Genomic DNA, 24,749 nt, shown 5'->3' with positions numbered 1-24,749 from the left:
TTTATTTTTCTCCGTGATAAGGTTCGACTTTCATGCCCGCGTAGACTTGAGCTGCGCCTGCGGAGATAACAAAATCTTGCTCACTTAGTTGACCATCGACGACCACGAAGGACTCTTCCACGCTAAGCACATTAACTTGTACTTTCTCAACAGTTTGTCTCTCAGCAACATATCGCCAAACAAAAAAGCCATCACCATCATTGCCAACCAAGGCACGAAACGGAATTAACATCTCGCCATTATTGCTCGGCGTTTCAACAGTGACATTGACAACGGCGCGCGCACCTGGAGTAACTTGAAGTTGACTATTGCTTTCTAGTGCAAATACCGCTTGATAGGTTTGGGTAACGGCATCTGGCTGAGTGGAGTGCTCAATATAAACTAAGTCGTACCATCTATCTGGATTGCCTAAAATCGACCCTTGCGCTTTGATAATCTTACGGCCTGCATTTGCTGACAATACACGCTCAGGTACATTGATATTAAAATAGATCCGCGAAACATCTTGTAGTTGTGCTATGGATTGCCCTGTGGCAACGAAACTATTGTTATCAACTAAACGATTTGCAACAAGAGCATCGAACGGCGCTCGCAGTTGTGTGTATTCAAGGTCTTGTTGAGCGTTGGATAAATCGATTTCAGCTAGTTCATACTCTGTTTTAGCATCATCCAAATTACTTTGTGACACTAACTTTTTACTAAACATTGATTGTATACGGTCTAGCTCCCGTTGAGCTTGTTGCAGCCTGGTTTGCTGTTCTTTCACGTTTCTTTCAAAAGGCTTAGGATCTAAGCTGGCCAGTAAGTGCCCTTTCTTGACGTTTTCTCCGGTAACAATATCAGTGTAAATAAGACGCCCTGTCACTTCAAAACTTAAATCGATAGTTTTTACTGGGGAAACTACCGCCGGAAAAGTCGATTGATTTTGAATAGCAGAAGACATTACAGGGCTTAGCTTTACCATTCGAGGCGATGCAACTTCGACTAGTTTTTGGCTTTCTTCGCCACAAGCACTAAGTAAGCTCACTGAAGCAGTTAAAACTATACTGCTAACCAGCGTACGAATTGATATTTTCATTGGAGGTACTTCTCTATTGTTTAAAGCGAATAAAGCTATTGATAAATATTTAGCTTAAAAGTAAACTACTCGGTGTAGTTTACATTATCATTTAGTTGAAAGTAAACTACAAAATCGTGCCCATTCCCATATATTTTAGCTATCATAATTTTAATTACGTAGGTTTATGACAGAAGTAAAAAAGAGTCGCAGTGAAATAAAGCACGAAGCAATAGTGGAAGCCGCCAAAAGCGCGTTTCAAGAGTTCGGTGTGCAAGCCACCAGCATGGATCGACTTGCTGAGATTGCGGGTGTGTCAAAGCGAACTGTATATAACCATTTTGCAACTAAAGCCGAATTAGTCTTGTATCTGTTAACTGACAATTGGGAAACGTCATTGCTCAAAAGTGCTGTGGTTTATGATCCCGATAAGCCGCTATACGAGCAATTTGTCAATTTAGTGGAAGAGCAAGTAACTTCAATGAGCGATGAACAACACATAGAATTAGTTCGTGTTGCCATAGGCAGCTTTTTTTATGAGCAAGACACCCTAAGAAAGGGAATCGACCGACTTATTAGTTTAGAAACTGCTGCCCATCGCTTTATTAAAGCCGCAGTAAAAGACAATGCACTGATAATCAAAGACGTAAATTTTGCGGTTGATCAATTAAATGACTTAGTCAAAGGACGTTGTTTCTGGCCCTTAGTGTTTAAGTTACAATCACAACTTACTGAAAATGAAAAACGGTTTGTAATAGAGCAATCCGTCGATATTTTTCTAGATCATTATTCAAGTTCGCGAAAACAAGCTAAATAACAATGAAAAATTTTGCATACCTTTTTAAGCACTTATTAGCCTTAACACTAATAATTTCACTCAACACTTTTGCAAATCAAAATACTGCCATAACAGAGACTTCCCAAACTGCCGCATTTGAACTCATCGTTTTAGGCGATAGTGGTGGCATCGAAGATGGTAATTTAAGTGCATTTTTACTGCGCTCACTTAACAGTCGCAACTATGTCGCCTTAGATGCAGGAACATTAGTGAATGGTATAAATCAAAGCGTGCAACATAATGCTTTTGCTGATTTACCTATTGTTAAAAATGAAAGCTGGTCAACAGCAGGAACCATTTTAAGAGAGCATGTTAAAGGCTATCTAATCAGCCATGCCCACCTTGATCACATAAACGGAATGATAGTGGCCTCACCCGAAGACACAAATAAAAATATCTATGCATTGGCATCGGTAAATAACATGATTGGTGAGACCTACTTTAATGGTAAAGCATGGGCGAATTTCACCGACCGAGGCATCCCACCGACCCTGAATAAATATCACGTTGTTGATCTTCCCATTGGTGAACCCGTTAGCATTACCGACACGCAACTAAAAGTAACCGCTTTTAGCCTCAGTCACCCCGTGGAGTCCACTGCTTTTGTGATTGAGAATGGCAGCGATATGTTTGTGTATTTTGGAGATACGGGACCAGATATTGTCGAAAAACAAGGGAAGCTCGACGCAATTTGGACTTATCTAGCAGGGCAAGCAAAACATAAACAATTACGCGGTATCGTTATTGAAGCTTCATTTGAAAATGAACGCCCGCACAATCTCTTATTTGGTCACCTTACACCAAAGTTGTTGCTCCAAGAGCTACATAATTTTGCCTCTAAAATCGGTGGTGAAACGCCTCTACAGAACCTTAAAGTGGTCATAAGCCATATAAAATACACCTTGGCAGAAAACACCAACCCTCGACTTACAATCAAACGTCAATTAGATGAAGCCAACGATTTAGGCTTGCAGATTATCATTCCAGAACAAGGTCAAAAATGGGTCTTTTAAGGTGATATAAATGAAAGGTCGAGTCGCTACACTTATTCGTATTAAATGAAATTTTTGACGCTGTACTAAAGTACTAAGGCGAAATTTTCAACAACCCCCTAAGCTTCGTTTACATTTTTTTAACAAAAAAGGTAAACCTATGTTATTTGCTTATAATCGAGTCTTAAGTAGCTTATTTGGCCTGTTTTTTATCTTATCCTCAACGGTATATGCCGGTAGTTGGCAGAACAATCAATCTGTAGGTGGCTTTAGCCAAGTACATATATATACCCCAGATAGCGTCTCTTCTGTAGGTCAGGGACGGGCACTGTTGTTAGTTTTGCACGGTTGCACCCAATCGATTGATGCCTATTTAAATGCACAACTTGAACAAGCTGCCGAAGCTTACGGAATGGTCATTGCGGTGCCCAACGCCATGAATAAAGCCGGCTTTGGATGTTGGTCGTATTGGCAAGGAACGAAATCCCGAAGCGCTGGGGATTATCAAAACCTTATCAACCTAGCCACTGCCCTGCGCAGTGATTCAAGTTATAACATTGATGATGATCAAGTGTACATTTCTGGCCTTTCCTCAGGTGCTTCTTTCGCTAATACAACAGCTTGTTTAGCACCAGATATTTTTGCTGGTATGGGAATAAGCGCAGGACCTAGTATCGGAACGAGCTCGAGTGGTGCCTTGGGTAGTTGCGAATCGGCTAACGTCGCCAGTCGCTGCCAAACTTATGCAGGTTCTTTTGCTTCTCAATTCGATACACAGATTGCATCGATAGCCCATGGCGATGCAGATACCACTGTAGACAGCTGCTACAATCAACAAAATGCGCAGGGAATGGCCGCTGTTTATGGCGTATCACAAATACCTGGCAGTCAACAGATAACCCTAGCGGGCAGAACCGTCGATGAAACACTTTGGCAAGATAACCGTGTATCCATGCTTTGGTTAAATGGTGTTGACCATTCTTGGTCTGGAGGTCAAGGTGCAAGCGGTTCTTATATTAGTGGCGCAGGCATTAACTACGCAATGTATTTAGGTCAATATTTCGCTGACAACAATCAGCGAGTAAGTCGCAATGAAGCGCCTGTGGTAGAGACCCTAAATACTCAAGAAAATAGTGGAACCATTTTGATTAGTGGCACAGTTAGTGACATTGATGGTCAAGTAATGCAGATAAACTTCGAAATAGAAGACTCGGTTGGGAATACCTACTCACTTACCACCCAAACTTTTTCCAATAACAGTTTTTCTATTTCCAGTGCCAGTCTTCCTGATGAGCTATATAACGTTTCTGCCGTTGCTACTGATGATCTTGGGGCATTATCAGAAGTGTCTTCAAGTACCGTCAGAATTGGGCCACCACCTCCAGCTACAGCCCCTTTTTTAACGGATATCATAGCCACGGTGAATAACCAATGTGCCACGGTTTCTGGCAAAGTTGTAGACATTAATCAAAACTTAAGCAACGTGATAGTTAACTTTTCAACCGGCAATGAAACTGCTCAATTGCAAGGGAATACCTTCAGTGCTCAAGCATGCAATTTAGCTGGAGGTCAACAAAGTGCAACTATTGTGGCCAGCGACGCTACGAACTTGCAATCAACAGATACTGTAACCTTCAATATCGACGCTGGCCAAACAGCCACATTAGACCAACACATAAACGCGGGCAGATTAAACTACACAAACTATGCAAATTGTTATTTAGAGTACAGTACAACCCCATTTAAACTTAATGAAATAGGCACTTCAGCACAGCAGTGTCAGTGGCAAGATGACGACGCCAGTTGTACAGGACCCGTTCAGGCATGCAGTACATCAGATGGTGGCGGCGGTGATGACGATGGTGATGACGATAGCGCAAGTTGCGAGCAACACAGCACTTACAATTATTATCATAAAACCGCTGGACGCGCCTATAGCTCTGGTAATCCATATGCCCCAAATTATTTTGCGCAAGGTAGTGATGAAGCCATGTCAGGCTCGACTTGGGGAAGTACTAGTTTATTCAGTACAGATACGCAAAACTGGGCGATTGGCACTTGTCCGCAGTAGTGTTAGTTGAAACATTGTCAGTGAGCCTTTAGCTCGCTGACAATTTGTTCCTGTTAGTCACTCTAATGACAGTTTTTATGGTTTTTCAAATCTAACAAAAAAGACTGCGCCACTTTTACGGTTTCCAGCGGACGTTCAATATTAATATAGTGACCGCCACTTTCAAATGTCACTAGCTTGGTTAAACAGGCATTGGGTAAGGCATCAATAAATGCATCCGCTGTGCTTGTATCGAGGGCTTTATTGGCGGTTCCCCATAAAACCAAGCTTGGCGCTTTGACATGAGCCAATACTCTTTGAGGATCACCCTTTTCATACAACTTAAATGTTGTAATAGAGGTTTTATCACGATCTTGAATATTTAAAAAATCCAATTTACGCTGCAGAAATTCAGGCGTAACTTTAGTTTTGTCATTGATATAGCTGTCATAAAAGAACACCAGATCGTCTTTGGTAACGACCGGGGAGTACAAAAAGCTGCTAGTACGTTTACGCGAGGCACCCTCTTTTTTAGGCGCTTTTTTAACGGCGTTCGCAGTTTGAATACCTGCAGAATTAATTAATACCATAGAGGTCACTCTTTCAGTACGTGTGGCCGCATAACGAAAAACGACCATACCACCGTAAGAGATGCCAACAATGCCAAATTTTTCAACGCCAACATGATCCATTAAGCTATCGATAAGGGTGTGTGTGCGGTCAACGGAATAGTTATTATTGGCAATGTTGCCAGACATACCAAATCCAGGAATATCAAAACGCACTACCCTAAAACCAGATTTCAACAGTTCTTGTGTCCACACATCCCAATCATATAGATCACCTAGTGTTCCATGAACAAGCAAAATAACGGGCCCTTTACCTTCATCTTTGTAATGTACGTTGACCCCATCTAAGTCAACAAACTGAGACTGACTAACAGCATATTTAGCTCGAATTTCTTCCATGGTGTGAACGCGAGTGGTTTCAACCTCAGGCACTTCAGTATCACTAAAAGCGGAAGGAACATTTATCACATATAGACCGATACTGACTATTGCGGCGAGTAACCTATTTTTAATTTGCATTTGCTAGTCCTTTTTTATGATATTAATCCTTCAACATAACGATAAAAATCTTCTCTGGCATTAACAAATGTCAACTTTCAGAAGTTTTTTCTACTAATTTTATACAATTTCTTGGCCTACCCTATTTAGTCGAGTCCACTAAACGCTTTTTTGATTGTTATCAAATTATTTTGACCGGAATAGTGCTATACGTAAACCAGTCGCTGAAACTCTTTATTGAACAACATCAGGAATACACACTTTGCTTTTTTCATCTTGCATACAGCCATTATTCAACAAGTTTATACTGGGTCTAGTTCTTATCTTTTCAATTTCAATTCATTGTTTTGGATTAGACTCAGAAACCCTAACCCTGACGGCTAATGACCGCAATATTTCTGTGTGGAAATGGCAAGCGAAAGGTGAAGAAAAAGGCGTCATACTATTTTCCCACGGCGCCCTATCTGCTCCTTGGAAGTACGATCCTTTAATCCAACCATGGATTGAGCAAGGTTTGACCGTTTATGCTCCTTTACATATTGACTCAACTGACCACCCTGAAAATCATAAATACTCTCGCAATATGTCGTGGCAGGCGAGATTGGAAGACATGCAATTATTAGCAGACACCTTCGGTGGCGAACATTATATCGCTGCGGGCCATAGCTATGGTGCACTAACGGCTCTCGTAAAAGGAGGAGTAAAGGCAACGATTCCTGAAGGTATGAAGCCTTCCCAAGCAGATCCCCGTGTTGTCATGGTGTTAGCATATTCTCCCCCCCCTGCAATGCCCGGGTTGATTGATAAACAAGGTTTTTCAGGATTAGCGGTACCCGCTTTGATTCAAACAGGCACTAATGATATTCCCATGGGCGCTTCATTAGACTGGTCGGCACATCTTGATGCTTATGAGATGGCACCAGCGACAATGGATCATTATGCTTTGGTGTTGGATGATGTAGACCACTATTTTGGCGGGGCAATTTGTCGTCCTGAATTACCAGGTCCCAAACAACTCGACGAACTTAAACAAGTCAGTGATATTTCTGAACTTATTATCAATGGTTATTTTTTCACTGAGCAAGACGCAATCAACCAGCTTAACTCTTTACTTTCCTCTGAAGGGCCTACGATGCTGAGCAGAAAATAGTGCATAACTGAAAATCTGATGGTTTTAACAACCACCTCAATCAACAGTTTCCCAAAGTATCGGGGCCAGGTGTCCCCCTTCAATACACTCTGCTAAATTTGAACTCTAATTTGAGCAGCACAAACTGCTCAGTTAGATTCCTATTCTTAGGGTGCACTGCATATCAGTGCCATTAAAATGTTCCAACATTGATATTTGTCATTGCGTGAATCCCCCCCCTCGCTATTCTGGTTTTCAAATCTTCACGGCTATTAAGACTGATAGAGCCAGTAGTTAGTTAACACTCACTAGTCGCACAAGTTAAGCACCTGAGTTGAGTAAACCTAAGGGGAAAAATTATGAGTTATCGTTTAGGCGTTGATGTCGGGGGCACATTCACTGATTTGCTTCTCATCAATGAAATATCAGGACAAACCTACACAGCCAAAGTACCTTCCACACCCCATGATTCGTCAGAGGGGGTATTAAACGGTATAGCCCGCATCTGCCAAGAATCCGGCGTTGACCCTAAACAAATTCATAGGGTGATGCACGGAACCACAGTAGCAACCAATGCGGTATTAACGGAAAAAGGCGCGAAGGTGGGGTTGGTCACAACACAAGGTTACGAACAAACCTTGCAAGTGGCCCGCTCGTTTTGTCCCGGCGGTTTAGGTGGCTGGGTGAGTTTTGTGAAAAAAGCCCTTTTAGCGCCTTTAGAGCTCACTATTGGGGCAAATGAGCGCATCGGCGCAGACGGTAAAGTAGTAACCAAATTAGATAAAGAAGCCTTACGTTCAAGCATGCAAAAATTGGCAGATAAAGGAGAAGTGGAAGCCATCACAATTTGCTTTATAAACTCCTATTTGAATAATGAACATGAAAAACAAGCTAAAGAAATCGCTCAACAAGTTTTTGCTGACATGCCTATTTCCATTTCCAGTGAAGTGGTACCTGAAATGCAGGAATATGAGCGTACAGAAACCACAGTTGTTAACTCCTATGTTCGTCCAGAAGTCGCTAAATACGTTAATAACTTACAAAATGCGTTAATCGACCGCATGGGCGAAGATGTTCAGTTATCGATCCTACGCTCAGATGGTGGCCTTGCATCAGGGCGAGCATCTGCTGATTCCCCCGTAAATTTGCTAATGTCTGGCCCTGCCGGTGGTGTTTCCGGTGCCATTTATTTTTGTAGTCGAGCTGGATATAACGACATACTAACGTTCGACATGGGGGGTACTTCTACTGACGTCGCACTCATTCAAAACGCAAAAGCCAAAGTACGTCGCGAGACTATCGTTGGGGATGTTCGAGTACGTGCGCCCTCGGTAGATGTTCGTACGGTTGGAGCCGGTGGAGGTTCAATTGCGTTTGTTCCTGAACTCACCAAAGCTCTTCGGGTAGGCCCAGAGTCCGCCGGTGCAGTGCCTGGTCCTGCAGCCTATATGAAAGGCGGGGAAGAACCTACAGTATGTGATGCCAATGTGGTGCTTGGTTACCTACCAGCAGACGTACAGCTAGGTGGGGCCATGGCCATTGATCGCGAAGCTGCGGTTAAAGCGGTTCAAAAGGTGGCTGATGGTATGGGCATCGATTTAATGGACGCCGCTGAAGGTATCATCAAAATTGTTAATGAAGCCATGTTTGGAGCCTTGCGTTTAGTGTCTGTGGAGCAAGGTTATGATCCGCGAGATTTTGCCTTGGTTGGTTTTGGTGGTGCAGGTCCTTTACACGCTAATGCCTTAGGAATTCTGACTGAAGCTTGGCCGGTCATTGTGCCACCCGGTCCAGGGGTACTTTGTGCCTATGGTGATGCAACTACGCAAGTACAAGATGAAGCTGCTCGCACCTATTTGACTTTAGCTCAGGATACAGACGCTAAGACCCTTTTGTCTGACCTCAATGATTTAAAAGACCGTGCTTCAGAGTCGTTAATTGCCGATGGCATAAGCAAAGACGATTTAGAAGTGATCTATCAGGCTGACTTACGTTATGCAGGACAGGCATTTGAAATCAGTGTGGAGTTTAGCGAACAACAATTGAAAGATCAGGGTCTAGATGTTTTAACCGGGTTTTTCGACAAAGAACATGAAAAGTTATTTACCTTCAAGCTCGAAAATGGTCATGAGATATTGATGATCCGTGCCGTGGTAAAAGCCCAATCCAGCCCAATTGCAGAGCGTAATATCGGTCAAGCTGATTTTGCTCTGAGTGACTGCAAAATTCAAGACACCCGCTTTTTCTACGATGGTCAATGGCATGACGGGGTGATTTATGACCGCAAAAAGCTACATCAAGAATTAGTTGTGGCAGGTCCCGCCATTGTTAACGAAATGGACTCTACCACTGTCATTTTACCAGGTTATCAAGCCAGCATTGATGGTGTAGGCAACCTATTAATCAATCCGGCTGTTTAAGGGGAATATTCTTATGAGCGCAATTATTTTAGAAACCAACAAAACCCCGTTACAACGAGTTGATGTTGACGGTGTAATTGTCGATATTATTGAAAATGCCTTACGAAATGCCCGCGAAGAAATGGATGCGGTTTTGTTTAGAACCGCCATGTCGCCGGGAATACGAGAACAAGGAGACTGTTTTCCCCTAATAGCAAATCGCGAAGGTAAAATGGTAGTCGGCCAAATGGGCTCATTTATTACGGGTTTTACCGATGCCTACGACGGAACGCTGGAAGAAGGCGATATTATTTTAACCAATGACCCTTACATGTGTAATGCCGCTGTTTCCCACTTAAATGACTGGTTGGTTTTAGTGCCAGTGTTTAAAGAGGGGCGTCACATAGCTTGGGCAGCGATGTTTGGACACATGTCAGATAATGGCGGTATGGTACCCGGCTCAATGCCAATTGAAGCCACCTCAATATTCCAAGAAGGGGTGCGTATCCCGCCGGTTAAACTATATAAAAAAGGGGTGCTACAAGAGGAAATCTTAGAGCTTATTTTACACAACGTACGCACGCCACAATGGAACCGTTTCGACTTAAATGCCCTGGTTGCCGCCTGCAAAACGGCATCCAAGCGTTGTAACGAATTAGCCGAACGATTCAGCGATGACATCTTTGATTCCACAATGCAGATCATGCTTGAACGCAATAAGATGGCAATGGGTCAAATTATTAAGATGTTTATACCCGAGGAGCCACGCGAGTTTGCCGATTATTTATGTGATGACGGCATGGGAATGGGACCGTACAAAATTAACTGTAAAATGTGGCGTGAAGGCGAGAAAGTCATTTTCGACTTTGCTGGTACTGATCCCCAAGCGCAAAGTTCAGTAAACTTCTATTTGAATGAAGAAATGTTCAAAATGTTTTTTGGTTCATTCACCATTAACGTTGTCGATCCACAAATTATTTTCAACGATGGATTCTACGATTTAGTGGATGTTCGGATCCCAGAAGGCACCTTACTGAAACCTAAATATCCTGCGGCTCTTTCAGGTCGAACCCATGCTCTAGGTCGTATTTTTGATATTCTTGGCGCTTTATTGGGTATGGGAGCCCCACAAGAGCTGCTAAATGCTGCCGGTTTCTCAGACTCTCCCCATTTATTTTATTCGGGTTATGACGACCAAGATGAATGGTTCCAGTTATTTCAAATTGGTTTTGGTGGTATACCAGGGCGCCCCGTTGGAGACGGACCCGATGGGCACTCATTGTGGCCAGGATTCACCAATGTTCCTAATGAATTTATTGAATCTTACTTTCCCATGCGTATTGAAAAATACGAGACCATCGCCGATTCAGGGGGAGCTGGATTGAACCGCGGCGGCAACGGTTTAACGGTAGCTTACCGCTTTTTATGCGATGGGCAAATCGCTATCCATGATGACCGTTGGTTGGTCCATCCCTGGGGAGTAAACGGTGGCGAGCCAGGGATGCGCTCTACTAAACGTATTGTTCGCGTTGACGGTAGTGAAGAGTGGCTGCCAGCGAAATGTGAAAACATTAAAGTGAAAGCTGGTGATGTATTGCACTTCAACACTTGGGGTGGCGGCGGCTGGGGAGACCCTTACGCCCGTGATCCACAAAAGGTCCTTGATGATGTAAACCGCGATTTAGTTACGGTTGAAGGTGCACTACGTTATGGCGTTGTGATCAGCCATAACCAAATTGATGAACAAGGGACTAGTGCACTTAGAAGTAAACTTCGTGATCAGCGTGGGGAAATTCCGCTGTTCAACCATGGTGGCAGTATCGAAGAAATTAAAGCCCGTTGCTTACAAGAAACTCATCTTCCAGCCCCCATAACACCATCATTTCAACAAATGAAGAATTAACCTAACAACAGTTTAAATTCAGATACGCCGCCAGCTTATAGCTGGCGGTACATTTCAGGCATGTATCTGAATTATAACCAAAACACGAAATTTGGAGAACAGATTACATGGTTACTCAAAATAGCCCTAAAACCCTTTACGACAAACTCTGGGAACGCCGTTGTATCAGTACATCGGAAGATGGAATGTCGTTAATATATATCGACCGACACATTGTCCATGAAGTGTCATCAGCACAAGCCTTTGAAGGTTTACGCGCGGCAAATCGACAACCTTGGCGCCGCGATTCAGTTATCGCCACGCCAGATCACAATGTCCCTACCACCGACCGCGAGTCAGGCATAGAAGGGATCGCTGATGATATATCGCGAATTCAAGTGAAAACTCTCGATGATAACTGCCATGACTTTAATATTCGTCAATTTGATCTGAAGGATAAACGTCAGGGGATCGTACATGTTATCTCTCCCGAACAAGGTCTCACCTTACCAGGCATGACCATCGTCTGCGGTGATTCACATACTGCCACCCATGGTGCATTTGCAGCCTTAGGCGTTGGCATAGGTACCTCAGAAGTTGAACACGTATTAGCCACCCAATGTTTACTGCAACGTAAAGCAAAAAACATGCTGATTGAAGTAAACGGTGAGTTGCACCCAGGGGTGACAGCCAAAGATGTCGTCCTTTACGTAATTGGCCAAATTGGCACTGCTGCGGGTACTGGCTGCACCATTGAGTTTGCCGGTTCAACTATTCGCGGATTGACTATGGAAGGTCGTATGACAGTCTGTAACATGGCCATTGAAGCGGGCGCGCGAGCGGGACTAGTAGCCTATGATCAAGTAACTGAAGATTATATTAAGGGTCGTCCTTTCGCTCCTAAAAACGCGTTATGGGACAAAGCGACTGCCATGTGGAAGGACCTGCATAGTGATCAGGGAGCCCAGTTCGATCTGCAGTATCAATTTAGAGCAGAAGATATCAAACCACAAGTGAGTTGGGGCACGTCGCCAGAGATGGTGATGTCAGTGGATAAACTCATTCCAAACCCGGCATTATTTGAACAAAAATCAGAAGATTATCAAAAAGCCCTTAACTACATGGGTTTAACCGCTGGTCAAGCCATCACAGATGTCACCCTAGATCGGGTGTTCATTGGCTCTTGCACCAACTCCCGCATCGAAGACATTCGCGCCGTTGCACAAATGGTAGAAGGCAAAACAGTAGCTAAAACAATCAAACAAGCATTAGTGGTACCCGGATCAGGTTTAGTGAAACAACAAGCTGAAGATGAGGGTCTGGATAAGATTATTTTAGATGCAGGTTTCGAGTGGCGGGAACCCGGCTGTTCCATGTGCTTAGCAATGAACGCCGACCGTTTAATGTCAGGTGAACACTGTGCTTCCACCTCCAATCGTAATTTTGAAGGCCGCCAAGGTAGTGGTGGACGTACTCATCTAGTCAGTCCTTCAATGGCAGCCGCTGCCGCCATTGCTGGTCACTTTGTCGATATCACTCAAGACGGAGTTCTGTAATGAAAAAATTCTTATCTCACACTGGAAAAGTGTTACCTTTTGATCGTAGTAACGTTGATACTGATGCGATTTTGCCAAAACAATATTTGAAATCCATAAGCAAATTTGGCTTTGGCGATTGGCTATTTGATGACTTGCGTTATTTGGATCCGGGTGATGTTAGAACAGACTGCACAACCCGCAAAATTAACCCAGACTTTGTGCTAAACAAACCCCAATTTGAAAATGCCAATATATTACTTGCCCGTGAGAACTTTGGCTGTGGTTCGAGCAGAGAACACGCTGTTTGGGCGTTAAAGGGTTATGGGATTAGGGTAGTCATTGCCCCTAGCTTTGCGGATATATTTTACAACAACTGCTTCAAAAACGGTGTTTTACCCGTTGTATTGCCGGCCAATGTGGTGGATAGCTTATTCAAGTTAACGGCCCAACATGAAAGTATTCAGCTGACTGTTGATTTAGAGAATTGTAAAGTTAGCTATGGAAATGAACAAAGTTGGTCATTTACAGTAGATGAATCGAGACGCCAAAATTTGTTGCAAGGTCATGATGAGATTTCAATTACTTTATTACAAACAGCGGCCATTCAAGATTTTGAAAACAACTTGAAATCCTCCGAAGAGTGGTTGTTCAGCCAGTAAACTGCAATTACTGCCTTAGCCACAAAATATGAGGTTAAGGCAAGCAAAAAAAAACGGATATTGACTATTCAATATCCGTTTTTTATTAGCCCAGCGGCTCTAAATAGCGCTACAACACTGCGCAGATGGTTTTCCATTCAAGATAGTTATCCATCGCTTGCTTTCCACTGTCACGGCCATAACCAGAACTCTTCATGCCACCAATGGGCATGGCAGGGTCAAACATGGAATGGGTATTAATCCACACAGTGCCAGCTTCAATTTGTCGAGACAATCGATGAGCACTGGATAAATCTTGCGTCCAAACACTGGCCGCCAAACCATATTCGTTATCGTTACTCCATTGCAACGCTTCATTAATATCGTCATACGGTTCTGCCACTAGCACAGGTCCAAAAACTTCCTGGCAATGGATGGGACTGGTGGTTTTCGTACCTGTTACTACTGTGGGTTGAATAAAAGTACCTGCACGACCAAAACGTTCCCCACCGGTTAGAATAGTGGCACCTTCAGCCTTCGCACCTTGAATGTACTGTTCAATTTTCTCCCCTTGCTGGGATGACACAACCGGTCCCATTTGGGTTTCTTGGTTTAAACCATGACCCACTTTCAATCCAGCACCATACGCTGCAATACCCTCAACCACTTGGTCAAAAATAGAGCGGTGAATATAGGTACGGGAATTGGCTACGCATACCTGGCCACCATTGAAAAAGATACCATTGGCAATTCCCGGGATAGCTAGATCTAAGTCAGCATCTGGTAGCACTATGGCGGGCGACTTTCCCCCCAGCTCCAAAGTGACACGGGTTAGGTTTTGTTTACTGGCTTCAACAATTGCACGACCTGTGGTCGTTGAACCTGTAAACGCCACTTTATCAACACCTGAATGGCTAGCTAGTACGCTTCCGCACTGAGCGCCATCCCCTGTTACTACGTTCATCACACCTGGCGGTACGCCCGCTTCGGTAATTAACTCAGCTAAACGCAACGCAGTTAGGGAGGTTAATTCAGCGGGTTTATGTACAATGGTACAGCCTGCAGCAAGGGCAGGTGCTAGCTTCATGGCAGTTAGAATTAAGGGTGAATTCCATGGCGTGATTGCAGCAACCACACCGACAGGTTCACGAACGGTCCAAGCATGAACTTGTTTACCTTCAGGTTGATAATTAACTGACGGATTTAACGTATTGCCGTCTAAGGTAAGTGCTTGTCCGGCGAAAAATCGAAACTGTCCAGCAACTGCAGGCACTTCTGCCCAACGAGCTACAAACCAAGGTTTACCTTGGTCAAGTACTTCTAATTCGCACAATTCATCCATATGTTGATCAACCAGATCCGCAATACGATTTAAAATCATACTCCGTTCCATGGGTGTCATGGTTGCCCAAGGACCTTTTAATGCTTGTTGCGCTGCGGCGACGGCATGATCCACATCAGCCTGATTTGCATTGGCGATACGCGCGATCACCTTACCTGTAGCAGGGTCGCTGGTTTCTAAATACTGGCCACTTTTGGGAGCGCAATACTCACCGTTAATGAACAGTTGTTTATCCGGTGTTGTCGCAAGCAAATCGCGAACAGCTTGGGTTTGCGGCTCTGGAATCACGTCGTCGTTTAATGTTGCAGTAGTCATAAAAGGCTCCTTATTCGATGTCAAATCGACTTATATTTGGCCAGGAATATGATGGGCTTGCTGATGTTCTAAGTACCAATCAGCAATCTCTTCTCGCGTAGTCCACCACACATCAGGTAAGGTTTTTGCGTATTCTATAAACTCACGGATAGCTCTAATGCGATAGGCTCGTCCTGTAACATGTGGATGTAAGCCTACGTTCATAATACGCGCCTGAGTCGCACCTTCTTTATACAATACATTCAACTCTTCAATTAAAATATCTCGGTATTCATCAGTGGTGTGGCCACGTCGGGTGATGATAGTAAAATCGTTGATTTCATTTGAATAAGGCACCGACACTATAGGCCCATTATCTGTGCGGATCATGAAGGGTTGATCATCATTCATAATGTCGCAATAGAACTTATAACCTTCTTTAGCGAGTATCGCCGGCGTATTAAGTGTACCCCGTAGAGATGATGACAACCATCCAACAGGACGACGTCCTACATACTCTTCAAACATACTGATTGAACGGGAAATCACTTCTTGTTCTTTTTCGGGTTCATGGGCGAAGTTAGTCAGCAGTTCGCCTTGTTCGTAATTGTGGGTAATCAGTTCCCATCCGCGGTCCAGGCAGGCTTGTACCATAGCCCCACGACGCTCAAACGTAACCGCGTTAGTCGTGCAACTAGCTTTTACCTTTAACTCATCAAATAATTCGTATAAACGCCAGATACCTACTCGTTGACCGTATTCGCGCCACGTATAATTGGGGAAGTCTGGGGTGTTACCGGGAAGGATGTCGGGTAATACTGCAGGGCCACCCGCATAATATGGCTCATCAGTGTCTTTGGTTAAATCCCAAGTTTCAAGATTAAAGGTTAGGATTAACGCGACTTTTTTACCATCTGGCCATTTCAATTGGCCACGTTCACTAATGGGGACGTAATTATATTCCATCTTAAAATTCCTCTAACAAGCGACCAAAACCAGTCACTTTATCCGTGATCCCGAAGGTGCGTAGTGCATGCCAATAAGTAGCAGTATTAATTGCAATAACAGGTTTACCGAGCTCAAGCTCTAATTTAGGAGCAAGACTGGCCATACATAAATTGGTTCCAACTTGCACAATAGCGTCTACGTCATCCCCATTTAGTTTTGCCACAGTTTCCCGGGTTAATGAAAACGGAGTTTCCGCAATGCTCAACCAGCTAGGTCTTTCTAATGGGATATCACGTACCGTTTCGAATCCATGATCACTCAGGTAATTTGCTACCTCTTTATTTGCAACGGGGAAGTATGGCGATAAAAAGGCAACTTTTTTAATCCCACCAATTGCTTGCATAGCAGCAACAACTGACTCAGAGCCCATAGATATTCTTAAGCCCGAGAAAGATTCGATACGATTTTTCCAAGCCTCTGCGCCTTTCGCTCCGCCGTAAAATGTTACAGCCGACATTCCCATTACAAGGTAGTCAGGGGCACAGGTAAGTACGCCTCTTACAGCTTCTTCTGTACCCTGGTCGATTAAATTTGTGCCCGCCATAAAACTCTCATTAGAGACCGCATTGGCGTTTTCAATCACGATACGACTGTAATGATTTGTCACTCCTGCTGGGCGCATATCATCAAATTCAGGTTGTACAATAGTATTAGTTGATGGACCTAACACACCAAATTTAGCTCGATATCCGAGTGCGTCTTTCATAATTATTCCTATTTGATTTTGTTTGCTTCTTCAAGGCTGGTAAACATGGCTTGTCGTCTAAGGAAAGCTAAACGTTTTTCGTCATCATTACAGATATCGTGCATTTCTTGTAAACGCATAGCATGGTTTTCTTCAGGGCTATGCTCTAACAACTTTTTGTTCTGCATGGTTTGCGCCTGAATAAAACTATGGGTAACTGGACGACGTTGGGCGTCATACAATTCAAAATTAGCGTCATCGTGACCTTCGGTAAGGTTTAACTTAATTTTATCTGCTAAATTCCAACCGTCATGAATACCGCTGTTCATGCCAAAGCCACCTAATGGGTTATTCATGTGACAAGCGTCACCCACTAAACAAACTCGACCATGATTAAATTTCTTGGCAACGCGCTGATGTACCCGATAAATCGTTCGGTGTTCAGTTTCCACATCTTCACGGCCAATAAGATCACGGAAAACTTGGTTTTTCTTTTCGTCTGAAAGTAAGTAATCGTCTGGTTGATCTTCACTCGCAGGTACCAAAATTCGCCATACACTTGGCACACGAAGAAGCACCATCCATTCTTTAGGATCAGAGACATAACTCACGTATGCAAGGTTGTCGATGTAGTCTTTTAGCTCAACTTTAGTAGATAAAGTTAGGAACTTCTCAGGATAAGTGAAGCCTTCAAATTCAACCCCTAACCATTTACGAATAATGGAATTACCACCGTCTGCTGCAACCAAATATTTAGCTTTCACTTTTTCGATGGCAAAAGGCCCCTCTAAAGCGACTTCAACGCCATCTTCGGTTTGCTCAAAATGGACTACTCGGTGACTAAATTTCACCTCTGCTTTTGGATGTTTATCTAATTTTTCAGCAACCATGCTGGCTAACACATGCTGCTCGCATTGTAAGCGATAAGGAAACTTCTCTTTGCCCTCTAATTCAGATAAATCGAACTCGACAACTTCGCCAGTAGCACGTTCGCGAAAATGATAAATTGGCGCTTTTAAACCACGTTCAATTAATTCATCCGCCATCCCTAATTCATCGAGCATTTCTAATGTTGGTGGATGAAATGTTGAAGCACGCAAATCAACTGCGCAATTTGGACCCGCTTCACATAACATTACATCAAACCCCATACTTGCAAGTCGATAAGCAGTAACGGTTCCCACTGGTCCTGCACCTGCCACAATGATTTGTGTTGATTTCATAGTTACTTAACCTCTTATAATAAGTGAGTGTTCACTTTTTCTATTAATCGCTTTTATAGCTAACATTCATAGGTTAACTCAAAGCAAAATTGCTCTTTATTTGCAGCTCAAATCAGACCAATATTGATGAATGGGAACTTGAGTGTTACCACTCTTTGTTCCCATTTTGCGTGTCACATATCTTGCAGTCTTTTAACTAGCAAAATCATCCTTCGCTGAACTGGGTTTACAATTCGTAAGACACACTAAGTCGCCAAGTCATTGGGTCAGCCATAAAACGCGGTTGCAATAAACTAAATCCAAAACCAGTAAAGGCGTATTTTTCATTACCTAGATTTTTACCTGATAAAGTGACTTTCCAACCGTCGTAGGCATAGGCCAAATAGGCATCAATTAATGTGACTGGCTCGATATGGCCGATTTCAGAATTGTCTGCAGTTGAATAGTAGTCATCGCGATGGTTAAGGTTGGTCCCCATCATCAAGGTGCCATCACCAATGTCTTTTGTATAATCCAGACCCATGGCATATTGGAACTCAAATACGTTGGTCATTTAATTTCCGACTAAACCACCGTTTGTAGCAACACCATTAACGTTTACCGACGTATATTCGCTATCCTGAGAAACACCGTTAGCCCAGAAATTTAAATTGGAGGTTAAACGCACATAGAGTTCAACTTCCAGACCAGTGTGCTCAGCATCATAGTTTTCAGTAACGAAAGAACCTACTTCGTCCACAGATTGTTGTTGTAAACTTGAGTATTCATTGAAGAATCCCGCAACATTGATTCGTAAACGGTTATTTAACCACTCACTTTTCATACCCGCTTCATAGGCGTCCATCACCTGCATATCAAACGGTGTATTTAAGCCTTCAGCATTGGATGCCAAACTATTATAACCACCCGCTTTAAAGCCTTCGGTAAAGCTAGTGTATAAAAGCAAGTCATCATTCGCCTGGTAATTAAAGGCAATTTTTGGTGTGAATTTTTTAAAGGTGTCTTGGCGTGCTACAGGAGCCGTTTCTAAAGTGGCATCGAGTTCTTTATCATCCCGAGTATAGCGAGCCCCAAGGGTGAGTCCCAACTTATCCGTAAGGCCGATATTGACCTGACCAAAGGCAGCATAACTCTTAGTATCAATATCAAAAGCACCATAGGAAGGTGCAAAAAATACTTCAGAATTGACTATTTGCTCGCCAGATTCAGTGAAATAATACAAGCCTGCTATATAGCTAACTTTGTTGTCATAGGCTTCACCCTGCAATTGCACCTCTTGACTAAAGCTTTTTTGGTCACTTGTTGAGATGCGGGTAAAGAGTTCTGCGTAACCATCAACGGGAACCCCTAGCAAAGCGTAATCCACACCACCACTAAAGCCCGTTGACCAGTCATTCTTTAATTTTGACCAAGAAGTAATAGACAACAGCCTCATGGACTCATTTATCTCTTTAGTCAGGTGTAAACTTGAGCCGTATTGCTTATCGTCAGTGAAAGATTCAAAAGGAGATAAGACTGTATCAAATTCACCTGAAGTAAAGGGTATTTCATCGTATTCGTTATCTAATTGCAGAGGATCAAGTGCCGATGCATAAAGCCCATCACTTTCATAATCGGTGTAAAACAACTTCCAGCGCGCCGTGAAAGTATCACCCTCATAAAACAAATCGCTTTGAAAACCTGAATAGTCTTCTGCGCCAACTTCTTTGTCTAAAGAAGCATTATATTGACGGCCACCATCACGTGTACGGATCATCCCGGTGATGCCGCCTCGCAAGCTTTCGTCGTCATTTAGTGGGCCGCTCACGGTAAATTTATCGTATATTTCGTTCCAACTACCTATTCCAAATTCATTTTTAAATCGAAACAACTCATCGGGTACGCGGGAAATAATTTTCAGGGCACCAGCAGAACTATTTCGGCCATACAGGGTACCTTGAGGACCCCGCAATACTTCTATTCGCTCGAGGTCTAAGGATTCAATAAATGAAGCAGCTAAACGAGGTTGATAGACATCATCAACGTAAATTCCAACTTCGGGTTCTGAGGTAATAAGCGCCCCATCAGTCACCCCTCCACCACGAATAAATGGAGTAATTCCAGCACTTCCCCCTGTTACACCTTTAATCATGACATTTGGCATAACTTGGCTTAGGTCCTTGGTATTATCAATCTGCATTCTCTCAATGTCTTCTGGACCAAGAGCAGAAATAGAAACCGGTGAGTTTTGAATATTTTCAGCTTTGCGCTGGGCAGTAACCGTTATTTTCTCAATAGCCAAATCATCTGCAGATGTCTGTTGAGCTAAGGTTGTACCTGATGTAGCAAGCAAGGAACCTGCCGCTAAACTTGCATAAAGTTTTATTTCAGCTTTTTTCATACTTTTTTCTCCGACCTATTTGTTATAATTTTTTTTATAGTGCTAGTTTTTACTTGGTTGGTTGAAAATCATGTCATTCTAATGTTTAAACTTTAAGCAAAATTCAAATTAACAAAATCCCTCTAACTACATGATTTAACGTGACTTTTTAAACGTTCGAAGCTATATTTATGCGTCGTCCGCCAGTTAAATCTATCCTTATCCAGCTCACTTCACTATGACATTTATCAATGTCTACTCACTAAATTCGTGACTTTTTAATGGGGTCTCTACATACATCGGTAACAAAATTGCGCCATGTAATTTTTTAACTGCAACGGATTCAGCAAGCACGGTTAACTCCCATACCAGAGGTATCAAAACTTCCTTGGGAATAGTAATCTTGAGGATTGAGCTTGTTCTGTAATAGTGTTAATTGTAATCGTTCTAACAAAAGCACAGGACCCGTTGCGTACACCACCACATTGCGAAGTTCCGGGCGCATATTCAAAATAATATCGAGTGCTTCTGTAACTTCTTCCGATAAATTTGCACAGCCAGGTGGCAAGGTTTGAATCACTTCAAATCCACCATAGGTGCTAGTTAAATCCAGGTAGAAATCTTCAGCAGCTTGACCTTGCCAAATGACAGTAACACTGGCGGCTTGCATTGCTTTTGGCAAAGCCTCTAGGGTTGCTAACATTGACAATACGGGAGAAACATTACGGCCATAAATGACAAAAAACACATCACGCTGGCTGACATTTCGTAAGAAAAACGCGCCTTTAGGTCCTTCCAGACTAAGTAGATCTGCAACTTTCGCCTGTTTAAACCAATAGAGGTCCATAGGATCTTGATTATTTGCTAATACATGCAATGCAATTTTTTGTGGTTGGGTGTTGCCATTTAGTTCAGTAACACAATATCGACTTGAAACCCCACCCGCCTGAGATAAGTCTACATACTGACCGGCAAGGTAGGAGAATTTGACTATCAGCGGTAACTGCAAAGTCACTTCTAAAACATCTGGAGTTAACCACTCTAGAGAATCAATAGCACATGGTATGGAGCAAACTTTAGGAACGGAGACTTGTTGCAGTTGGCCAGCATCAATGTGCACATCGGTCAGTGCAGTGTGGCAACAAGTTAAAATCCAATTCTCATCGATTTCTTGTTGTGAAAGTTGTTGGCAACGATAACTCTCAGATTGACCTGTTAGCAACTTCACTTTACAAAAACCACAGCGACCAGCACGACAGCTATGGTTGATTGGATAGCCGGCTTCAATACTGGCATCAAGAATGGTCTGCCCGTCTTTTTGCTGAAAGACTACACCATTTTGAGTGCTAATTTTCATGAATGAAACTTGCTCAGAAACCACATTATGCAACCGCTATCATTGCTCAGTTGCCATTTGAAAACCTTTCGGCAAACCGGCATCTGGAGTGAATCCAAACAATTCTACCTCAGCGGGTAAGCTGTCACGCAGGATCTGTCTAGCCAATAATAAACGTTGATAATTAACCCCAGTTTTTAGGCCCATACCTTCTAGTAAAAACACCAAATCTTCGGTGATGATATTGCCTGATGCACCAGGTGCAAATGGACAGCCACCAATGCCAGCCATCGACGAATCAATTGTTTTGAGGCCGACTTCCAATGCAGCCATTACATTTGCCAGGCCCTGACCACGGGTGTTATGAAGATGTATTCCGGTAAGTTTATCTTTACCCACTAAATCCCATATACCTAGGGTTAACCGTTTAACTTGGGTAGGCGTGCCAAATCCTGTGGTGTCAGAAAGGCCCACTTCATCACAGCCAGCTGCAATTAGTTTATCCGCCATCTCGAAGACTTTAGATTCAGGTACGTTACCTTCCAGGGTGCAGCCAAAAGCGGTAGACAGTCCCCCTTCTAAAATAATGCTATGGGGATTATCAGACTGATCAATAAGCTCACGTATTTTAACCACTTCTTCAATTACCTGAGCGTGTGTGCGACGCACATTTTTTAAACTATGGGTCTCTGAAACGGAAAGCGGAATGGTAATTTTATGGGCGCCAGCTTTCACAGCATTCTGAGCACCTCTAAAATTAGGAACAAGTACAGCGACATTTAAATTAGGAATTGAACGGGCAAATTCGACTATTTCAGCGGTATCAGCTAATTGCGGAAGAACGCTGGCGGGAACGAAGGAACCCACTTCAATTTCAGGAAGTCCAGCAGCGGCCAAAGCACTGATCCAACGCTTTTTATCAGCCGTTGACATAATCGGTTTAATACTTTGCAGACCATCTCGTGGGCCAACCTCACTAATTTCAACATCAATTTCTGACTTCATTCACTACCACCAACCAAATAAAGATATAACCATATATCATTCTATCTTTTACTTCAACAGTAACAAGCTAGAATCAATAGCAATGCCAAATTGAATTGGAGTCTGTAATCGTATCTAATCGAAAATTGAAGCTAAATTCACCCATATCTTAGGGAATCACCTGACGACTTATTGCATCAATGTTATAATAATAGTACATTATTAAATATTGTGTAATTCGGTTGGTTGAAAATTATGTATATTATTGAACCGAACTCATCACTAAACACTGCTATAGAAGTGTAACCAATTATATTTATGGAGAGCGTGTGAATACCAAAAGTAAAGCATCGATTGTTTTAGATAAGTTGGCTGGCATAGTTGGTCAAGACTACGTTTTAACTGATGCCGACTCATGTAGCTTATATGCACAAGACGTCTTTACTAAAGATATACCGGCCCTTGCCGTTGTTCAGCCAAGTTCGACCCTTGAGTTATCTGAAGTCGTGAAAAATGCAACCGCCCACAACTATATAACCATTCCCCGTGGTGGAGGTATGTCTTACACGAGTGGATATGTACCGCAACATGAAAACTCAATCATCATTGATATGAGCCGAATGTCAAAAGTGGTCGAGATCAATAAAGAAGACATGTACGTCACTGTCCAATGTGGTTGCACTTGGAAAGCACTTTATGAAGCGTTAAAGAATACCGGCTTACGTACTCCTTGCTGGGGAACCTTGTCGGGTATATACGCTACTGTGGGTGGCGGTTTATCACAAAATGGTATGTTTTGGGGTTCAGGTCAGTTTGGTGCCATTGCCGACTCAGTAGTGAGTATGGAAGTCGTCCTTGCCGATGGTTCCATACTAGAAACCGGTGCAGCAGCGCAAGTCAATGGAACCCCCTTCTTCCGCCATTTTGGACCTGATTTAACAGGTTTATTCGTAGGTGACACAGGTGCACTCGGCTTTAAAGCGCAAGCGACATTTCGCCTAATGCCAGAATTGACCGCCAGAGAATATATTTCTATGGACTTCAAAACTTCCGATGATGCATTGAGCACCATGAGTGAAATTTCTCGCCGTGGCTTGGCCATGGAGTGTTTCGGATTCGATCCTTTCTTGCAAGCTCAGCGCAAGCAACGTGAAAGCTTAGCCTCAGATGCAAAAGCCTTAGTTGGCTTCATGAAATCAGCAGGATCCATCGGTCAAGCTATTAAACAAGGTTCAAAGATTGCCTTCGCTGGTCGTGGATTTATGGATGATGTTGATTTTTCAATTCATGCATTTATTGAAGAACGCTCAACTCACGGGGCTAAACAATGCTTGGAAGAAATTCGAGCCATTGTGAAAAAGAACAATGGTAAAGAAATAGAAAATACAATACCTAAGATTTTGCGGGCCAATCCTTTTGGCCCAGTCAATAATATGGTTGGCCCACAAGGCGAGCGTTGGGTGCCGGTTCACGGTCAATTCCCTCATTCAAAGGTGATTCCCGCATTTAACGCTGCTGAGTCAATTTTTAATAGCCACAAAAAAGAAATGGAACGATTAAATATTGGTGTTGGTTATTTATTTGCCGTTATCTCTACCAATGCATTCGTAGTGGAGCCGGTATTCTTCTGGCAAGACTGTCTCAATGAACTACATGAAAAGAGCGTAGAGTCTGGGCATTATAATAAATTGAAAAAGTTTGACGAAAACATCGAAGCACGAGATACAGTAACCCGCATTAAAAATGAAATTGCCGCTAAGTTCAGTGAAATGGGAGGCGTACATTTCCAGATTGGAAAAGCTTATGCATATAAAGAAGGTATAAAGCCCACCGCTTTAGATCTTATTAAACGCATCAAAGAGCTTGTTGATCCCAACAGACTTGTTAACCCTGGATCTTTAGGTTTATAAACGACTAAATGCATCAGT

At 43.0% G+C, this 24,749-nt stretch carries 19 protein-coding genes; 9 read left to right on the top strand and 10 right to left on the bottom strand.

What is annotated here, in order from left to right:
• Nucleotide 1: 1 nt before the first annotated feature.
• Complete coding sequence (locus ACYVIL_RS03160) at nt 2–1,078, bottom strand: efflux RND transporter periplasmic adaptor subunit (protein ID WP_303473073.1); 1,077 nt, start codon at nt 1,076–1,078, stop codon at nt 2–4.
• 166 nt (nt 1,079–1,244) lie between these two features.
• Between ACYVIL_RS03160 and ACYVIL_RS03155 the strand changes: the two genes are divergently transcribed.
• The 3 genes from ACYVIL_RS03155 (at nt 1,245) to ACYVIL_RS03145 (ending at nt 4,958) form a co-directional block, all read left to right on the top strand.
• A complete protein-coding gene (locus ACYVIL_RS03155) occupies nt 1,245–1,874 on the top strand; it encodes a TetR/AcrR family transcriptional regulator (protein ID WP_460311523.1) in 630 nt (209 codons plus the stop codon).
• 2 nt (nt 1,875–1,876) lie between these two features.
• Nucleotides 1,877–2,908: an MBL fold metallo-hydrolase gene (locus ACYVIL_RS03150; protein ID WP_460311522.1), complete on the top strand. Its 1,032-nt coding sequence runs from the start codon at nt 1,877–1,879 to the stop codon at nt 2,906–2,908.
• 139 nt (nt 2,909–3,047) lie between these two features.
• Nucleotides 3,048–4,958 carry an extracellular catalytic domain type 1 short-chain-length polyhydroxyalkanoate depolymerase gene (locus ACYVIL_RS03145; RefSeq protein ID WP_460311521.1) on the top strand — a complete coding sequence of 637 codons (1,911 nt, stop codon included), beginning with the start codon at nt 3,048–3,050 and terminating at the stop codon, nt 4,956–4,958.
• Between the two features lie 62 nt (nt 4,959–5,020).
• Here the strand turns inward: ACYVIL_RS03145 and ACYVIL_RS03140 are convergent, their stop codons facing one another.
• Nucleotides 5,021–6,025 carry an alpha/beta fold hydrolase gene (locus ACYVIL_RS03140; protein WP_460311520.1) on the bottom strand — a complete coding sequence of 335 codons (1,005 nt, stop codon included), beginning with the start codon at nt 6,023–6,025 and terminating at the stop codon, nt 5,021–5,023.
• Between the two features lie 241 nt (nt 6,026–6,266).
• Between ACYVIL_RS03140 and ACYVIL_RS03135 the strand changes: the two genes are divergently transcribed.
• The 5 genes from ACYVIL_RS03135 (at nt 6,267) to leuD (ending at nt 13,611) form a co-directional block, all read left to right on the top strand.
• A complete protein-coding gene (locus ACYVIL_RS03135; protein ID WP_460311519.1) occupies nt 6,267–7,154 on the top strand; it encodes an alpha/beta hydrolase family protein in 888 nt (295 codons plus the stop codon).
• A gap of 338 nt (nt 7,155–7,492) precedes the next feature.
• The gene (locus ACYVIL_RS03130; RefSeq protein WP_303473061.1) at nt 7,493–9,553 is read left to right on the top strand and encodes a hydantoinase/oxoprolinase family protein; all 2,061 of its coding nucleotides are present in this window, start codon (nt 7,493–7,495) and stop codon (nt 9,551–9,553) included.
• A gap of 13 nt (nt 9,554–9,566) precedes the next feature.
• Nucleotides 9,567–11,435, top strand: a complete 1,869-nt coding sequence (locus ACYVIL_RS03125) for a hydantoinase B/oxoprolinase family protein (RefSeq protein WP_460311518.1) — start codon at nt 9,567–9,569, stop codon at nt 11,433–11,435.
• 107 nt (nt 11,436–11,542) lie between these two features.
• Nucleotides 11,543–12,970, top strand: a complete 1,428-nt coding sequence (gene leuC, locus ACYVIL_RS03120) for a 3-isopropylmalate dehydratase large subunit (protein ID WP_303473057.1) — start codon at nt 11,543–11,545, stop codon at nt 12,968–12,970.
• Entirely contained in the window at nt 12,970–13,611 is a 642-nt protein-coding gene (gene leuD, locus ACYVIL_RS03115) for a 3-isopropylmalate dehydratase small subunit (RefSeq protein ID WP_303473055.1), read from the top strand. The genes leuC and leuD overlap by 1 nt, the downstream gene beginning before the upstream one ends.
• A 109-nt stretch (nt 13,612–13,720) precedes the next feature.
• Here the strand turns inward: leuD and ACYVIL_RS03110 are convergent, their stop codons facing one another.
• The 8 genes from ACYVIL_RS03110 to ACYVIL_RS03075 all read right to left on the bottom strand — a co-directional run bounded on the left by ACYVIL_RS03110 (nt 13,721) and on the right by ACYVIL_RS03075 (nt 22,842).
• Nucleotides 13,721–15,247: an aldehyde dehydrogenase family protein gene (locus tag ACYVIL_RS03110; protein WP_303473054.1), complete on the bottom strand. Its 1,527-nt coding sequence runs from the start codon at nt 15,245–15,247 to the stop codon at nt 13,721–13,723.
• Nucleotides 15,248–15,277: 30 nt separating this feature from the next.
• Complete coding sequence (locus ACYVIL_RS03105; protein WP_303473052.1) at nt 15,278–16,192, bottom strand: polysaccharide deacetylase family protein; 915 nt, start codon at nt 16,190–16,192, stop codon at nt 15,278–15,280.
• 1 nt (nt 16,193) lies between these two features.
• Nucleotides 16,194–16,940, bottom strand: a complete 747-nt coding sequence (locus tag ACYVIL_RS03100; RefSeq protein ID WP_303473050.1) for a maleate cis-trans isomerase family protein — start codon at nt 16,938–16,940, stop codon at nt 16,194–16,196.
• Between the two features lie 8 nt (nt 16,941–16,948).
• Nucleotides 16,949–18,142, bottom strand: coding sequence for an FAD-dependent oxidoreductase (locus ACYVIL_RS03095; RefSeq protein WP_303473048.1), 1,194 nt, complete (start codon nt 18,140–18,142; stop codon nt 16,949–16,951).
• 226 nt (nt 18,143–18,368) lie between these two features.
• Nucleotides 18,369–18,695 carry a hypothetical protein gene (locus ACYVIL_RS03090; protein WP_460311517.1) on the bottom strand — a complete coding sequence of 109 codons (327 nt, stop codon included), beginning with the start codon at nt 18,693–18,695 and terminating at the stop codon, nt 18,369–18,371.
• Nucleotides 18,696–20,522, bottom strand: a complete 1,827-nt coding sequence (locus tag ACYVIL_RS03085) for a TonB-dependent receptor (protein ID WP_460311516.1) — start codon at nt 20,520–20,522, stop codon at nt 18,696–18,698.
• A 322-nt stretch (nt 20,523–20,844) separates the two neighbouring features.
• On the bottom strand, nt 20,845–21,858 hold the full coding sequence (locus ACYVIL_RS03080) for a 2Fe-2S iron-sulfur cluster-binding protein (protein WP_460311515.1): 1,014 nt from the start codon (nt 21,856–21,858) through the stop codon (nt 20,845–20,847).
• Nucleotides 21,859–21,897: 39 nt separating this feature from the next.
• Nucleotides 21,898–22,842, bottom strand: coding sequence for a hydroxymethylglutaryl-CoA lyase (locus ACYVIL_RS03075; protein WP_460311514.1), 945 nt, complete (start codon nt 22,840–22,842; stop codon nt 21,898–21,900).
• A gap of 308 nt (nt 22,843–23,150) precedes the next feature.
• Between ACYVIL_RS03075 and ACYVIL_RS03070 the strand changes: the two genes are divergently transcribed.
• On the top strand, nt 23,151–24,731 hold the full coding sequence (locus ACYVIL_RS03070; RefSeq protein ID WP_460311513.1) for an FAD-binding oxidoreductase: 1,581 nt from the start codon (nt 23,151–23,153) through the stop codon (nt 24,729–24,731).
• Nucleotides 24,732–24,749 lie beyond the last annotated feature (18 nt).

It is taken from the genome of Aliiglaciecola aliphaticivorans (assembly GCF_054782055.1).
Note: the sequence above shows the minus strand (reverse complement) of the source record. Positions and strands in the feature narration are given on the sequence as shown.